This window comes from Kitasatospora sp. NPDC058048, assembly GCF_042885555.1.
In the GTDB taxonomy this organism is placed as follows: domain Bacteria; phylum Actinomycetota; class Actinomycetes; order Streptomycetales; family Streptomycetaceae; genus Kitasatospora; species Kitasatospora lactacystinica.
In genome coordinates this window covers 1-15,180 of the sequence record NZ_JBHVRT010000041.1, presented here as the reverse complement: position 1 = coordinate 15,180, position 15,180 = coordinate 1, and the positions used below count along the sequence as shown (strand labels likewise).

13 protein-coding genes are annotated in these 15,180 nt (G+C 74.6%); 5 read left to right on the top strand and 8 right to left on the bottom strand.

Going from position 1 to position 15,180, the window contains the following annotated elements:
* Nucleotides 1–61: 61 nt before the first annotated feature.
* Nucleotides 62–1,318, bottom strand: coding sequence for a geranylgeranyl reductase family protein (locus ACFVVA_RS32885; protein WP_387694410.1), 1,257 nt, complete (start codon nt 1,316–1,318; stop codon nt 62–64).
* A 176-nt stretch (nt 1,319–1,494) separates the two neighbouring features.
* On the opposite strand from ACFVVA_RS32885, the gene ACFVVA_RS32880 reads away from it, so the two are divergent.
* Nucleotides 1,495–2,859 carry a dipeptidase gene (locus ACFVVA_RS32880; RefSeq protein ID WP_387694409.1) on the top strand — a complete coding sequence of 455 codons (1,365 nt, stop codon included), beginning with the start codon at nt 1,495–1,497 and terminating at the stop codon, nt 2,857–2,859.
* Here ACFVVA_RS32880 and ACFVVA_RS32875 read toward each other — a convergent pair.
* Complete coding sequence (locus ACFVVA_RS32875; RefSeq protein ID WP_387694408.1) at nt 2,835–3,731, bottom strand: DUF4184 family protein; 897 nt, start codon at nt 3,729–3,731, stop codon at nt 2,835–2,837. The genes ACFVVA_RS32880 and ACFVVA_RS32875 overlap by 25 nt on opposite strands.
* A gap of 154 nt (nt 3,732–3,885) precedes the next feature.
* A complete protein-coding gene (locus tag ACFVVA_RS32870; protein WP_387694407.1) occupies nt 3,886–4,953 on the bottom strand; it encodes an NUDIX domain-containing protein in 1,068 nt (355 codons plus the stop codon).
* A gap of 431 nt (nt 4,954–5,384) precedes the next feature.
* On the opposite strand from ACFVVA_RS32870, the gene ACFVVA_RS32865 reads away from it, so the two are divergent.
* Nucleotides 5,385–6,410, top strand: coding sequence for a PfkB family carbohydrate kinase (locus ACFVVA_RS32865; protein WP_387694406.1), 1,026 nt, complete (start codon nt 5,385–5,387; stop codon nt 6,408–6,410).
* Here ACFVVA_RS32865 and ACFVVA_RS32860 read toward each other — a convergent pair.
* From ACFVVA_RS32860 to ACFVVA_RS32840, 5 genes are all read right to left on the bottom strand, one after another.
* Complete coding sequence (locus ACFVVA_RS32860; RefSeq protein ID WP_387694405.1) at nt 6,394–7,263, bottom strand: C40 family peptidase; 870 nt, start codon at nt 7,261–7,263, stop codon at nt 6,394–6,396. The genes ACFVVA_RS32865 and ACFVVA_RS32860 overlap by 17 nt on opposite strands.
* A 299-nt stretch (nt 7,264–7,562) precedes the next feature.
* On the bottom strand, nt 7,563–8,984 hold the full coding sequence (locus ACFVVA_RS32855; RefSeq protein ID WP_387694404.1) for an acyl-CoA synthetase: 1,422 nt from the start codon (nt 8,982–8,984) through the stop codon (nt 7,563–7,565).
* Between the two features lie 293 nt (nt 8,985–9,277).
* Nucleotides 9,278–10,240 (bottom strand): electron transfer flavoprotein subunit alpha/FixB family protein, encoded by a 963-nt coding sequence (locus ACFVVA_RS32850; RefSeq protein WP_387694403.1) that lies wholly within the window; start codon nt 10,238–10,240, stop codon nt 9,278–9,280.
* 45 nt (nt 10,241–10,285) lie between these two features.
* A complete protein-coding gene (locus ACFVVA_RS32845) occupies nt 10,286–11,071 on the bottom strand; it encodes an electron transfer flavoprotein subunit beta/FixA family protein (protein ID WP_387694402.1) in 786 nt (261 codons plus the stop codon).
* Between the two features lie 264 nt (nt 11,072–11,335).
* The gene (locus ACFVVA_RS32840) at nt 11,336–11,662 is read right to left on the bottom strand and encodes a TlpA family protein disulfide reductase (RefSeq protein ID WP_387694401.1); all 327 of its coding nucleotides are present in this window, start codon (nt 11,660–11,662) and stop codon (nt 11,336–11,338) included.
* A gap of 319 nt (nt 11,663–11,981) precedes the next feature.
* Between ACFVVA_RS32840 and ACFVVA_RS32835 the strand changes: the two genes are divergently transcribed.
* The 3 genes from ACFVVA_RS32835 (at nt 11,982) to ACFVVA_RS32825 (ending at nt 15,063) form a co-directional block, all read left to right on the top strand.
* Entirely contained in the window at nt 11,982–12,407 is a 426-nt protein-coding gene (locus ACFVVA_RS32835; RefSeq protein WP_359915560.1) for a DUF4395 domain-containing protein, read from the top strand.
* 222 nt (nt 12,408–12,629) lie between these two features.
* A complete protein-coding gene (locus ACFVVA_RS32830; protein ID WP_359915562.1) occupies nt 12,630–13,400 on the top strand; it encodes a lysophospholipid acyltransferase family protein in 771 nt (256 codons plus the stop codon).
* A 235-nt stretch (nt 13,401–13,635) separates the two neighbouring features.
* Nucleotides 13,636–15,063 carry a hypothetical protein gene (locus tag ACFVVA_RS32825; RefSeq protein WP_387694400.1) on the top strand — a complete coding sequence of 476 codons (1,428 nt, stop codon included), beginning with the start codon at nt 13,636–13,638 and terminating at the stop codon, nt 15,061–15,063.
* Nucleotides 15,064–15,180 lie beyond the last annotated feature (117 nt).

Below are 15,180 nucleotides of genomic sequence, written 5' to 3'. Positions count from 1 at the left end.
CGGTGCTCCTCCCCGCACCAGGGAGGAGCACCGGCCCCGCGCCACGACGGCCGCTACCGCGCTACCGCGAGGCCATCGCCGTCAGCCGCCGCGCGGCCCGGTACTGCCGCAGCACCTGGGAGAAGGAGGTCTGCCCCTGGGTGGTCCGGGCGAAGGCCCGCCAGGCCGCCGGCACCAGGCAGACCGCCGCGTGGAACAGGTACGGCCGCCGCTCGAAGGCGCCCAGCAGCTGCTTGCCCGCGCGCATCTCCACGCCCAGCCCGGCCTTGACCGCGAACGCGTAGTTCAGCGCCTCGCGCCGCACCGCCGCCGCGTCGCCCGCCTCGGCGACCTTCACCGCCCACTCGCCGGCCAGCCGGCCCGAGCGCAGCGCGTACGAGATGCCCTCGCGGGTCCACGGCTCCAGCAGTCCGGCCGCGTCCCCGGCGACCAGCACCCGGCCGCGGGAGAGCGGCGAGTCCTCGGCCCGGCAGCGGGTCAGGTGCCCGGACTCGACCTGGGGGGTGAACCCGGACAGGCCCAGCCGGCGGATGTAGTCGGCGAGGTACTGCTTGGTCCGCTCGCCGTCGCCGCGCGCCGAGATGACACCGACGGTCAGGCTGCTGGTCTCGGTCTTCGGGAACACCCAGCCGTAACTGCCGGGCAGCGGGCCCCAGTCGAGGTGGATCCGGCCCGCCCAGTCGGCGGCGACCTGCGCCGGCACCGGGATCTCCGCCTCCAGGCCGAGGTCGATCTGGTCGAAGGTCACGCCGACGTGCCGGCCGATCCGGCTCGCGCTGCCGTCCGCGCCGACCACCGCACGGGCCTCGAAGGTCCGCCCGTCGGCGGCCGTCACCAGCGCCGTCCGGTGCTCGCCGCCGCGCTGCTCGACGCCGGTGACGGTCACTCCGGTGACCAGCACCGCCCCGGCCTGCTTGGCCGCCTGCACCAGGCGCAGGTCGAACTCGTCACGGTTGACCAGGCCGAACAGCATCCGCTTGGACCGCCGCGTGCGGGTGTACCTGCCGTCGTAGGCGAAGGTGACGGCGTGCACCCGGTCCTGCAGCGGCAGCCGGAAGTCCGGCGGCAGGCTGTCCCGGGAGGGGCCGATGATGCCTCCGCCGCAGGTCTTGTACCGGGGGTGTTCGGCCTTGTCGAGCAGCAGCACCCGGCGGCCCTGAGCCGCGGCGGCGTGCGCGGCCGAGGAGCCCGCCGGTCCGGCGCCGACCACCACGACGTCCCAGACGCCGTCCAGCGGCGCGGCCGCGTCGTCGGTCGGACCGTTCTCGGCCGGGCTGTCGAGCGGGCTGCGGGAATCGGAGCTTCCGGAGTCAGTCACGTCGAGCAATCCTATGCGTCCGGCCCCGTCCGGCGAGCGCGCCGCCCCCGCACCGGCGCCACCCGCTCACCCCGCACCCTCGGAACTCCCCGTTCCGCCCGCCTATGATCGGCACTACCGCAAACCACCTCCTCCGCCCGCTCCACCCCAGGGCGGACCGTCTCCTCGGAGCCCCGATGTCACAGCCCCTGGCCGACGCCGTCCGGTCCCTGATGGACCGTGCCCGCACCGACCTCGCCGAGCTGGTCGCCTTCCCCTCGGTCGCCGACCCGCGCCAGTTCCCGGTCGAGGAGTGCGAGAAGGCCGCGCACTGGGTCGCCGAGGCCTTCGCCGCCGAGGGTCTGACCGGCATCCGGCTGCTGGACACCCCGGACGGCACCCAGTCCGTCTACGGCGAGCTGCCCGGCCCCGAGGGCGCGCCGACCGTCCTGCTCTACTCCCACTACGACGTCCAGCCCCCGCTGGACGAGGACGCCTGGCTCAGCCCCGCCTTCGAGCTGACCGAGCGCGACGGCCGCTGGTACGGGCGCGGCGCCGCCGACTGCAAGGGCAACATCCTGATGCACCTGACCGCCCTGCGGGCGCTGCGTCAGGTCCACGGCGACGCCTACCCGGTCGGTCTGAAGATCATCGTCGAGGGCTCCGAGGAGCAGGGCACCGGCGGCCTGGAGCGCTACGCCGAGGCCCACCCCGAGCTGCTCACCGCCGACGCCATCGTCATCGGCGACACCGGCAACTTCGCCCCCGGCCTGCCCACCGTGACCGCCTCGCTGCGCGGCATGACGGTCGTCGAGGCCACGGTCACCACGCTGGCCGGCAACCTGCACTCCGGTGCCTTCGGCGGCGCCGCCCCGGACGCCCTCCAGTCCCTGGTCCGGATACTGGCCTCGCTGCACGACGAGAACGGCGACGTCGCGGTGGCCGGCCTGACCGCCGACCAGACCTGGTCCGGCGTGCAGTACCCGGAGGAGCAGTTCCGCGCCGACGCCAAGGTGCTCGACGGCGTCGCCCTGACCGGCACCGGCACCATCGCGGACCGCCTCTGGGCCCGCCCGGCCGTCACCGTCCTCGGCATCGACGCCCCGCCGGTGATCGGCGCCACCTCCTCCGTCCAGGCCACCGCCAAGGCCCTGATCAGCCTGCGCGTCGCGCCGGGCTCGGACCCGCACGCCGCCCAGGACGCACTGGTCGCCCACCTGGAGGCGCAGGTCCCGCTCGGCGCCCGGCTCACCGTCGAGCGCCAGGGCAACGGCGCGCCGTTCCGCGCCGACACCGGCGGCCTGGCGTACGAGGCAATGGGCGAGGCGATGGCCGAGGCCTTCGGCACCCCGATGGTCACCTCCGGCGAGGGCGGCTCGATCCCGCTCTGCAACACCCTGCGCTCGCTCTACCCGCAGGCCGAGATCGTGCTGATCGGCGTCGAGGAGCCGACCACCCAGATCCACGCGGTCAACGAGAGCGTCGACCCGCAGGAGCTGGAGCGGATGGCCCTCACCGAGGCGCTGTTCCTCCGCCGCTACGCCGAACTGCGCTCCGTCTGACGGACCTTCGGGGCGGCGCCTCGGGGAGCCCGCCCGACGGCGTCCGGCCGTCCGCCGCGCAGTCGGCGGGCGGCCGCCAGCACCGCCGCGTACCCGACCGCGCCCGCCGCGAGCCCGGCCCCGGCGCCGAAGCAGACCTCCGGCACCAGGTTCCGCCGCAGTGGGCTCAGCCGGTGCACCACCCCGGCGGCCGTCGCCGCGCCCAGCAGCGCGACGGCCGCGCGCCGGGTCCGGGGCGCGAGCCGCACGGCCGGCCGCACCGGCTCCACGGCCCGCACCGCACGCACCGCCCAGCCGCCCAGCGCTGCCAGGGCGAGCGCCGAACTGCCGTACTGCACCGCCTCGTACAGCGGTACCCCGGCCACCGGCCGGTCCAGTACGGGCAGCAGCCGCACCCCCAGCCGGCCCCCGTGGGTGAACGCGTCCCAGCCGACGTGGGTGGCCGCGCCGATCGCCGCCGAGGCCGCGAACCACGCCGCGCCACCGACCGCCCCGACGCCTGCGGGGCCCCGGGTGTCCCCGGAGTCCCGGGTGTCCCCGGGGTCCCGGGTGTCCGCAGCCCGGCGGGCGGTCAGTGCCTCGGCGCCGCCCGCCCAGCGCTCGGGCAGCAGCGCCACCACCGGCCCGCGCAGCAGCCCGTGCCAGCCGGCCACCAGTGCGCCGGCGACCGCCACGTCCAGCGTCGGCACCGCCCACCAGCGGTGCGTCAGCCCGCCGTGGCCGTACACCCCGGGCAGCAGGGACTCGGCGAAGAACGGCACGTCCGGCGCCATCGACCCGGCGACGAGCGCCGAGGCCACCAGGGGCCCGCGCGCGCCGGCGGCACGCAGCAGGGGCAGGACGGCGGCGGGATGGCTCAGCGTGAACGGCATGCCCCCATCCTCCCGCCCGCCACCGCGGCCCTGCGCACCGGAGGTGCACCGGATGGGGTTCCACGGGCCGCCACGCCGGCCTCCCGCCCCGCGCCGACGGATTCCGCCCCGCCCCGACGCCCCCGCCCCGACCAGCCCCGCCGCCCTACCGGCCCTACGCCGCGTCCGCCGTGCTCGCCAGCCCGACGGCCACCCGGCTCCCCGCCTCCAGGTACCGCAGCTCGCCGCTCCGCCGCGCGTCCAGCGCGGCCGCCAGCCGCCGGTAGCGCCCCGGCGGCAGCAGCTCGCCGGCCTCGTCCAGGGTGACGAATCGCCAGCTGCGCAGCTCCTCCTGCTGGAGCAGCAGGTGCTGCCGGCCCTCCTCGTCCAGCAGGCCGCCGTCGTACATCAGCCGCAGGCCGCCGCGGCGGGGGCCGGTGCGCGGCTCCCAGTCGACGGCGAGCAGGCGCAGCGTGGACGGGTCCAGGCGCAGGCCCAGCTCCTCGGCGGTCTCGCGCAGGGCGGCGTCGGTGGGGGCCTCGCCGCGCTCGACCACGCCGCCGGGGAAGTCCCAGTCGGGCTTGTAGACCGGGTCGACCAGCAGCACACGGTCCTGCTCGTCGAAGAACAGCACGGCGGAGGCCACGGTGTCCCCGGTCGGGTCCGGGGTCTGGACGATCGGACAGCGGGCGGCGCCGACCCGGACCAGCTCGGCGATCCGGTGCGCGGTCTCCCGGGGGGAGAGCTCGCTGGTGTCGATCATCCGGGCGTCCCCGACCAGCCAGCGGCGGGCGGCGCGGTAGTGGGGCAGGTGTTCGAGGCACCAGGTGCGGACCCGCTCGCTGCCCTGCGGATCGCCCGGGCACTCCTCGCGGCGGGCTATGCGGTCGCGCAGGATCGTTTCTTCAGGGTCCAGCACGACGTGGTGCACCGTGATCCCGTGCGAGGCCAGATCGCCGAAGATCTCGTCCCGGTAGTCCTCCCTGAGCAGGGTCATCGGGACCACCAGCGGACCCCCGACCTCACCGAGCAGCGCCGCCGCCGTCTCGGGGACCAGCCGGCGCCAGGCCGCCAGGTCCTGGAAGTCGGACACCGTCGCCAACCGGTCGGCCGGGAGCATCCGGCGCAGGCCGAAGCCCACCAGCTCGGGATCGAAGAGCACGCTCCCGGGCAGCAGTTCCACCAGCTCGCGGCAGGCGCTCGTCTTGCCCGCCCCGAATGTGCCATTGACCCAGACGATCACAACGTCCCCTGCCCTCGACTTCCCCCGGTGCCGTTCGCACCGGGCAGCGCCCCCGTCGGTCGAACCGGCGCCACCCGTGGTGGTACCCGCGCCATGCCGCTCCCCATACCTCTCCGGCGCGCCCGCCGCCACGCCCCGATCTGCCCCGTGACAGGGGCATGTGCCCAGGTCAGGAGCCCGTGGACGGAAATATGCAGACCGGTCTACATCAAAATTGCACCCCTTCACCACGGCGGGAGCACAGGGCGCCCGATGGGTCGACCTGCCGCGCACGCCCCGCTCGTACGCTCCGCACGCCCCAACCCGTGCACCCTCGCGCTCCCGCGTGCACGCCCCGTGCCCGCCCTGTGCTCACACCGTGCCCGCCCCGCGCTCGCCCGTCACCGCCCGCCTCCTTGCGCCACCCGCGCCCTGCCGCGTACAGAGGAACGATGAAGCTGCTTCCCGCCGGTCGGGTCGTCGTCATCGGCTCGGTCAACACCGACCGCATCCTCCGCTGCCCCGTACTCCCGTCTCCCGGCGAGACCGTCCTCGCCACCGGCGCCGCCCGGGGCTTCGGCGGCAAGGGGGCCAACCAGGCGGTGGCCGCGGCCCGGCTGGGGGCGGCGACGCACCTGGTCGCCAAGGTCGGGCGGGACGCCGAGGGCGAGGCGGCGCTCGCCGATCTGCGGGGCGCGCAGGTCGAGACGGGCGCCGTGCTCACCCACCCGGACGCACCCACCGGTCAGGCGATCGTCATGGTCGACCCGTCCGGCGAGAACAGCATCGTCGTCGTGCCCGGCGCCAATGCCCACCTCACCCCGGAGGAGGTCACCGCCGCGCTCACCCGCCTGCGCCTGCTCCCCGTCGACGTCGTCCTGACCAGCAACGAGGTCCCCGCGGAATGCATCCGGGCGGCCGCCGCCGCCCTCCCCGCCGCGGGCCCCTCGGGCGGCACCCGCTGGCTGCACAACACCGCCCCCGCCGGGGCCCTGCCGGAGGCCGGCCCCTCCGGACGCCGCCCGCTGGTCGTCGCGAACGCCGTCGAGGCCCGCCAGCTCACCGGCGCCGTCGACGTCGCCGAGGCCGCCCGGGTCCTGGCCGAACGCGCCGAGGGCGCCGTGGTCACCCTCGGCGGCGAGGGTGCGCTGGTCGCCGTGGACGGAACGTCCGCCCGGCTGCCCGCCCCCGCCGTCCGGGTGGTCGACACCACCGGCGCCGGCGACGCCTTCTGCGGCGCCCTGGCCGCCGCGCTCGCCCGCGGCGCCACGCTGTCCGAGGCGGCCGCCACCGCCGTCGCCGCCGGGGCCTTCGCCGTCACCGGCCTCGGCGCCCGCGGAGCCCTGCCCCGCCCGACGGACCTCCGACCACGCGTCGGCGAGCACCGGGACCCGCCCGCGCAGCGCCCGTCGGGGGCACCGGGCGGACCCGGCACCCCCGACGGGCCGGCGTCCGGCCCCGCTACGGGCGCCCCATGAACGCTGGGTAGTAGCCGCTGCTGATCCCCGAGACCCGGATGTTGGTCCCGGGCCGCGCGGCCTCGACGTACCTGTTGTCGCCCAGGTAGATCGCCACGTGCTGGATGCCCCGGGCGGTCCCGTCCGGCGCCCAGAACAGCAGGTCACCGCGGCGCAACTGGCTCGCCCCGATCGGCGTGGTCGCCGCGTACTGGTCGTTGGCCACGCGCGGCAGGTCGATGCCGCCGCGTCGGAAGGACTGCTGCACCAGGCCCGAGCAGTCGTAGCCGTCCGGCCCGTTGCCGGCCGTGCGGAACGGTACGCCCAGCTGGGCGAGAGCGAACTGCACCGCGGTCTCGACGTCCCGGTCCTCGGCGACCGAGTCGTTGTAGTGGCCCGAGCCCGCGGAGTCCGACGAGGAGCCGCCGCCGGTGCGGTCCAGGTAGATGTCGTAGTGCGAGGTCCAACGCCACTCGCCCTTGCTGTTGCGGAACCAGTAGCGGGAGCCGTCCCAGCCCTCCCGGATCCCACCGGAGGGCCTGCTCGTGGCCTTGGCGGCGGACGCGGAGCCACCCCCGGTGCGGGCCGCGTACACGCTGTAGTGCGAGGTCCAGCGCCACTGCCCCTGGCTGTTCTTGAACCAGTACCTGGAGCCGTCCCACCCGGCGTGCGCCGGGGCGGGCTCGGCGGCCGCGGTGCCGGCGCCGGTGCCGAGGCCGATCACGCCCGCCCCGGTCGCGACCACGGCCACCATGGCTATCCCCCGACGGAGTCGCGCGGTGCGGGACGGGCGGGAGGTACGGACGGTGGCGGCGGGCTGCTGCCCGGTCGGTTCGCCGGCGGCCGCCGGCGCGCCGGTGTTGACGGTGGTCATCGTGCTGACTTCCTTCACTGCTGCGGATCGCTGCGGACTGCAGCGGATTGCTGTGACCGGCCAGGACTGGCCGTGCTTGTCGGCAGGGTCCCCGCCCGACACGCCGCGGCTTCCGGTCCAGCGACCGGAAGCCGCGGCGTGTCGCCCGGGGATTCGGTTCTGCCTGCGTGTCACGTTAGGCACGCGTCCGCTCACTGCGCGCAGTGGAGTGCGCCAATGGAAGGGTCACCGGTGGTGAGCACCGACGGCGCATCAGGGTGAACGGCCGTCATCCGAGAGGGCGTCCGCCACCCCCCTCGTCAGCTGCCGCCGGCCTCCGCCAGCAGCTGCTTCTTCAGCACCTTTCCCAGCGCGTTCCTGGGCAGTTCGGGCACCAGGACGACCCGGCGCGGCCGCTTGTGCACCGAGAGCCGCTCCGCCACGAAGGCCGTCAGCTGGTCCCCCGTCACGGCGCCGTCCGGAATGACGTACGCGACGATCGCCTGTCCGAGGTCCTCGTCCGGCACGCCGACCACCGCCGCGTCGGCGACCGCAGGGTGGTCGCGCAGCGCGGCCTCCACCTCGCCGGCGCCGATCCGGTAGCCACCGCTCTTGATCAGGTCCACCGAGGCGCGGCCGACGATCCGGTGGAAGCCGTCCGCCCCGATCACCGCGACGTCACCGGTGCGGAACCAGCCGTCCGCCGTCCACGCCTCGGCGTCCGCGTCCGGCCGGTTGAGGTAACCGCTGAACAGCGTCGGGCCGCTGATCTGGAGTTCGCCGACGCTCTCCCCGTCCCGGGGCACCGGCGCGCCGTCCTCGCCGACCAGCCGGGTGCGGACCCCGTCCACCGGCAGCCCGACGCTGCCGGGGCGCCGCTCGCCGTCCGCCCGGGTGCTGACGGTGATCAGCGACTCGGTCATCCCGTACCGCTCGATCGGGGCGTGCCCGGTGAGCGCCGCCAGCTTCTCGAACACCGGGACGGGCAGCGGCGCGCTGCCGGAGACCAGCAGCCGGGCGGCGGCGAGCCGGCCCGCCGCGTCCGGATCGGCCGCCACCCGGGACCAGACGGTGGGCACGCCGAAGTACAGGCTGCCGCCGGCCGCCGCGTACCCCGCCGGGGTGGGCCGCCCGGTGTGCACCAGGCCGCTTCCGGTGCGCAGGGCGCCGAGCACGCCGAGCAGCAGCCCGTGCACGTGGAACAGCGGCAGGCCGTGCACGAGGGTGTCCTCGGCGGTCCACTGCCAGGCGGCGGCGAGGGCGTCCAGGTCGGCGGCGATCGCCTCGCGCCGGATCACCGCGCCCTTGGGCGCGCCGGTGGTGCCCGAGGTGTAGAGCACGAAACCGGTCGACGCGGCGTCCGGCTCGGCGTAGGTGGTGGCGGAGCGCTGCTCGGGGTCGACCGGCAGCCCCGCTACCGAGGTGCCCTGCGGCAGCGTCTCCCCGACGGCGTGCGCGAGCAGCGCCGCGCCGGAGTCCCGCAGGATGTGCTCGCGCTCCTTGGGTCCCGAGTCGGGCGGCAGCGGCACCACCGGGACGCCCGCCAGCAGGCCGCCGACCACGGCGGTGACGGTCTCGACGGTGGGCCTGGCGAGCACCGCGAGCGCCGGGGCGCCGGCCACCCGGTCGGCGACGGCGGTCGCCGCGCCCAGCAGGTCCTCCCGGGAGAGTGCCCGGCCGTCGATCCGCAGCGCCTCCGCCCCGTCGCCGAAACCGCCCTGAAGTGCCGTCAGCAGTGCCATGCCACCGTCCTCGCCTCGTCCCGCGCCACCGCGCCGCGCCCGTGCGCCACGCGCTCGACCGGCGCGTCCGCCTCCGCGTCACGCGCCGGCGCCGACTCTACGGGCCGCCGCCCCGCGCGCCGCGCTCCGGGGACGACGGGCGGGGCCAGCATTCAGGCGCGGTGGGGCTGGGCCGAGGGAGCGGCGGGCGGGGCGGCGGCGCGCCCGGGGTGCTGCCGGAGAACGAGGGAGAACGACGGAGGGCGTGGCACCGAGTACCACTCGGCGCCACGCCCTCCGCTGTCGTCCGGGGATCAGGCCTTGCGGGCCTTCACCTCGGCGGTGAGCTGCGGCAGCACCTGGAAGAGGTCGCCGACCACGCCGTAGTCGACCAGTTCGAAGATCGGGGCCTCGGGGTCCTTGTTGACGGCCACGATGGTCTTCGAGGTCTGCATGCCGGCCCGGTGCTGGATCGCGCCGGAGATGCCCGCCGCGATGTAGAGCTGCGGGGAGACCTGCTTGCCGGTCTGGCCGACCTGGCTGCTGTGCGGGTACCAGCCGGCGTCCACGGCCGCGCGCGAGGCGCCGACGGCCGCGCCCAGCGCGTCCGCGAGCTCCTCGACCACGCCGAAGCCCTCGGCGGCACCGACGCCGCGGCCGCCGGAGACCACGATGGCGGCCTCGGTCAGCTCCGGGCGGCCGGAGGACACGCGCGGGGTGCGCGAGGTCACCTTGGCGGCGTTGCCGGTGAACGCGACGGCGACGTTCTCCACCGCGCCGGCGGCCGGGGCGGCCTCCGGGGCGACGGCGTTCGGCTTGACGGTGATGACCGGCGCGCCCTTGGTGACCTTCGACTTCACCTGGAAGGACGCGGCGAACACCGACTGGGTGGCGACCGGGCCGCCGTCGCCGGCCTCCAGGTCGACGGCGTCGGTGATGATGCCGGAGCCGATCCGCAGCGCGACACGCGCGGCGATCTCCTTGCCCTCGCCGGAGGACGTCACCAGCACGGCGGCGACGTCGCCGGCCCCGGCGATCTGGGCCAGGGCGTCCACCTTCGGGACGACCAGCTGGTCGGCGAACTCGGCGCCGTCGGCGACGTACACCTTCACCGCGCCGTACTCGCCGGCCTTCGCCGCGATGCCGGCCGCGGCCGCACCGGCGCCGAGGACGACCGCGGACGGCTCGCCGATGCGGCGGGCCAGGGTCAGCAGCTCCAGGGCCGGCTTGCGGACCGCACCGTCGGCGTGGTCCACCAGAACCAGGATCTCAGCCATGATTCGTTGCTCCTGATCGATCGTTGGATGCGCGAACGGGTGGGACTAGATGAACTTCTGGTCGGCGAGGAAGGCGGCGAGCGACTTGCCGCCCTCGCCCTCGTCCTTGACGACCGTGCCCGCGGTCCGCGCCGGACGCGCCGCCACCGACTCGACCTCCGTCCACGAACCCGCCAGACCGACCTCGTCCGCCTCGATACCCAGGTCGTCCAGGTCCAGCGACAGCACCGGCTTCTTCTTCGCCGCCATGATCCCCTTGAACGACGGGTACCGGGCCTCGCCCGACTGGTCCGTCACCGAGACCACCGCCGGCAGCGCCGCCTCGACCAGCTCGGTCGCCGCGTCACCGTCACGACGACCCCGCACCACACCGCCCTCGACCGACACCTCCGACAGCAGCGTCACCTGCGGCACACCCAGACGCTCCGCCAGCAGCGCCGGCAGCACACCCATCGTGCCGTCCGTCGACGCCATACCACCGATCACCAGGTCGAACCCGGTCTTCTCCAGCGCCTTCGCCAGGACCGCCGACGTCCCGATCACGTCCGTGCCGTGAATGTCGTCGTCGTTCACGTGCACGGCCTTGTCCGCACCCATCGACAGCGCCTTGCGCAACGCGTCCTTCGCGTCGTCCGGCCCCACCGTCAGCACCGTCACCTCGGCGCCCTCGTTCGCCTCCGCGATCCGCAGCGCCTGCTCCACGCCGTACTCGTCCAGCTCCGACAGGAGGCCGTCCACACCCTCCCGGTCGGTGGTGTGGTCGTCCGCGAAACGACGGTCACCCGTCGCGTCCGGCACGTGCTTCACACAGACAACGATCCTCAAGCTCACGGCCTTGTCTCCTGTACTGGTCTCGTCCGGCGGCTGCGGCGGTGCAAGCGGGCGCGAACACGGCACGCACCCGCTCCGGGCAGCGAATTCCCGTGCCGGTCCGGAACTTCCTGGCAGCATACTCGCCGGTAGTGCAGCGGTCACTACTGGCCAGTAGCTTATGCCGTTCGGCCGCTCCCGCCGCCTGCGCCCATCCTGCCCCAGCCCGGAGCCGACTCCACCCGACGGGGCGGAACAACTGCCGCCGGATTGCTCACACCACGCTCACACCACGCGCCCGAGCGCCGCGATCACGTCCGCCCTGCGCGGCTGCCCCGCCGCCCGCCGCACCACCCGGCCCTCCCCGTCCAGCACCAGGACGGTCGGCGTCCGCCGGACCTCCAGCCGGCGGACCAGCTCCAGCCGCTCCTCCGCGTCCACCTCGACGTGCTCGACCCCGTCGACCATCCCGGCCACCTCGGAGAGCACCCTCCGGGTGGCCCGGCACGGCTGGCAGAAGGCCGTCGAGAACTGCACCAGCGTCGCCCGCGTGCCGAGCGGCCCGCCCAACTCGGCCTCCGACAGCCGTACCGCCCCGTCCTCGGTGCTCAACCCTCGGCCTCCCGTCACTCCCGATCCCGCGCCCGGCCCACGGCGGGCCGGTCCCGGCCACCGTCGAGGCACCACAACACGCACCGGCGGCCAGGTCATCCCCCCAGTCTGCGGCAGGGCCCTCCGCGCCCGAAACACGGTCGACCGCCAGGGCCCGGCCACGTACGATCGGCCGGTGGATTCCGACTGTCGCCCAACGCCGCCGCCGGCCTGCCGCCGCGTCACCGCCACGGCCCGGGCCGTCCTCCACCGACGACGCTGACGCCCGCCGCCGACGCCCCGCCGCTGCCGCCGCCCGTCGCGACCCCCGGAGCCACCGTTGCAGACCGATCCCCGCGGCTCCCGCCTCGCCGCAGCGCTCACCTCCATCGTCCTGGCCGTCGTCCTGCGCACCGGCAACTGCCCCCTCCTGGCCGCCCAGACGCTCGTCCTGGCCCTCGGTGCCTTCGGCGGCCTGCGCATGGCCCCGTACGTCCGGCTGTTCCAGGCGCTCGTGCTCCCCCGGCTCGCACCGCCCTCCGAGACCGAGGACGAGCGGCCGCTCCGCTTCGACCAGGGCATCCTCATGGTGTTCACCGCGGTCGGCGCCCTCGGCTACTGCGCCGAGGTGACCTGGCTCGGTGCGCTGGCCTGCTCGGCCGCCCTCACCGCCGCCTTCGCCAACGCCGCGTTCGGCTACTGCGTGGGCAGCGAGCTCTACCCCCTGGTCCGGCGCGCCCAGGGCCGACTCACCGCCGGCGCGTGATGTGCGCGGCGGAAAAGTTCCCGTTCGAATTCATCACGGAGATCACACCGCCAAAATTCGCTTGACCGCACGCCTCAGGTGACAGCGGGCACTCGTTCGGGGGATCATCTCCGTGAATCACCCGTGACCGCCGCGGAGTGCCGTGCTCCGGTCGGCGCCGCCCGCACAACGGAGCGGGTACCCGCCGAACCGGGCTCCGGCCCGTGGAAGTCAGGACTGACCGTGGCAGAGTTCGTGTACCCGCCGGTGATCGGCGCCGCACTCACCGCCTTCCGCGCGCTCGACGTGCGGATCAAGATCGTGGGCGCCGAACACATCCCCGCCAGGGGGGGAGCGGTACTGGTCAGCAACCACATCAGCTACCTGGACTTCCTCTTCGCAGGCCTCGGCGCGTACCGCGGCGGCAAGCGCAAGACCCGCTTCATGGCCAAGGACGACGTCTTCAAGCACCGGATCTCCGGCCCGCTGATGCGCGGCATGAAGCACATCCCGGTGGACCGCACCGACGGGCAGCCCGCGTACGAGGCCGCCGTGCGCGCCCTCAAGGCCGGCGAGGTGGTCGGGGTGTTCCCCGAGGCGACCATCAGCCGCTCCTTCATGCTGAAGAAGTTCAAGACCGGCGCCGCCCGGATGGCCGCCGACTCCGGCACCCCGCTGCTGCCCGTCGTGCTCTGGGGCACCCAGCAGCTCTGGACCAAGGGCCGCCCGAAGACCCTCACCAAGCGGCACGTCCCGGTCACCATCATGATCGGCGAACCGATCCACCTCGGACCGAACGACAAGCCCGTGATGGTCACCCGACGGCTGCGCGCCGCCATGAGCGAGATGCTCGACCAGGCCCAGCGCGAGTACCCCGCCAAGCCCTCCGGCCAGGACGACACCTGGTGGCTGCCCGCCCACCTCGGTGGCACCGCCCCCACCCTGGAGGTCGCCGAGGCCGAGGACGAGGCGGAGGCCCTCGCCCGGGCCGAGCGCCGCGCCGCCCGGGACTGACAGCTCTTTCTCCCCCCTCTCTCTCCTTTCTCCTCTCTTCTCCGCCCCACCTGCCGGCCTCCCCGCCTCCCCCGCCCTCCGTCTACTCCGTGCGACCGAGCGGGAACTCTCCGTCGCGTGTCGCCCGACCGCCGACGCCACCCGTCTGACACAGTGACAGCTCCTTCCAGGGGCCTTCGTCCTGAATCCGCGGCGGGGGCACACGTCGGAACGGTCGAAAGGCTCGGAGGCGGAGATGGCACGGATCACCACCGGCACACGGCAGTCACCCACGGGCAGGGCCCGCACCCGCGCGAGCGCCGGTGCGGGCCTCCTGCTTCTGGGCACCCTGCTCACCGGCTGCGGAGCCGAACCCGGGGAGATCCCGCTCTCCGAGATCCGGCCGGAGACTCCCACCAGCACCCCCGAGGCGAGACCGGCCGAGACCCCCGGCGTGGTCGGTGCGGCCGTCGGAGCGCCCGCGGCCACCGCGCACAACGGACTGATCGTCAGCCGCGCCTACACCGACTCCGCCCGCACCAGCAGCGCCATCGTCACCCTCTCCCCCGACGGCACCGGCCAGCACCAGGTCACCAAGCCGCCGGCCCGCGCCCTCGACGACCGCCCGGACTGGTCCCCCGACGGCACCACCATCGCCTTCGACCGCACCGACCCGCAGAGCGGCACCGCCCGGCTCTGGACCGTCCCCACCAACGGCGGCCCCGAACACCAGATCAACCAGCTCTGCGACAGCGGCACCGCCGACTGCGCCAACGAGGACGAACGAGCCCCCGCCTTCTCCCCGGACGGCAAGCAGGTCGCCTTCAGCCGATCCTGGGGCGCCCAGGACTCGACCGGCAGCCGCCAGATCCAGTACTCGGACCTCTACCTGATGAGCCCCGAGGGCACCGAAGTCCAGCGGCTCACCTTCCTCACCAACGACAAGCCCTACTCCGGCATCGTCAGCAACCCCAGCTGGTCCCCCGACGGGAAGCAGCTCACCTTCGAGTACCGCACCAGCGCCACGGGGCAGCCCGCCGGCAGCCGCGCCATCTACGTCGTCAGCGCGGACGGCACCGGGCTGCGCCAGCTCACCCCCTGGGAACTGCGCGCGGGCGACCGTGCGGACTGGTCCCCCGACGGCACCCAGATCCTCTTCACCACCTACCCGGCCGGCCCCGACAACGCCCCCGGCGGAGGCATCTACACCGTGCACCCCGACGGCAGCGCCATCGGCGCCCTCACCCCCGCACCCTCGGACACCTACTACGGCACCGCCGCCTACGCGCCCGACGGCAAGTCCATCGTCTTCGCCCAGGCCCCCTCGGGTGCCGGCGCCGACCTCTACAGCATGCGGCCGGACGGTACAGGCGTCGCCCGTCTCACCAACAGCGCGGACAAGTGGCTCGGCCGCCCGGCCTGGGGGACCGCGGAGAGCTCGGTGGCTCCCGCCGAACCGGCTCAGACAACGGATCAGCCGTCGGTTCCGGCGACGGACCAACCGTCGGGTCAGGGGTCGAGTCAGCCTTCGCCGGCAGCACAGGCTTCCCGGACGCCGCGTCCGGATGACCAGCAGCAGGCCCAGGCCCAGGCCCAAGGGCAGGAGCCCACCGAGAAGGCGCGACCCGGGACGGGACCGGAGCCCGATTCCGGCTCCGGCTCCGGCTCCGGCTCCGACGAATAGATCGCACAGTTCTGGAAATGCAAAGAACCCCCATCCGGATCCCGGATGGGGGTTCTTCTGAATAATTGTTCGGCGGCGTCCTACTCTCCCACAGGGTCCCCCCTGCAGTACCATCGG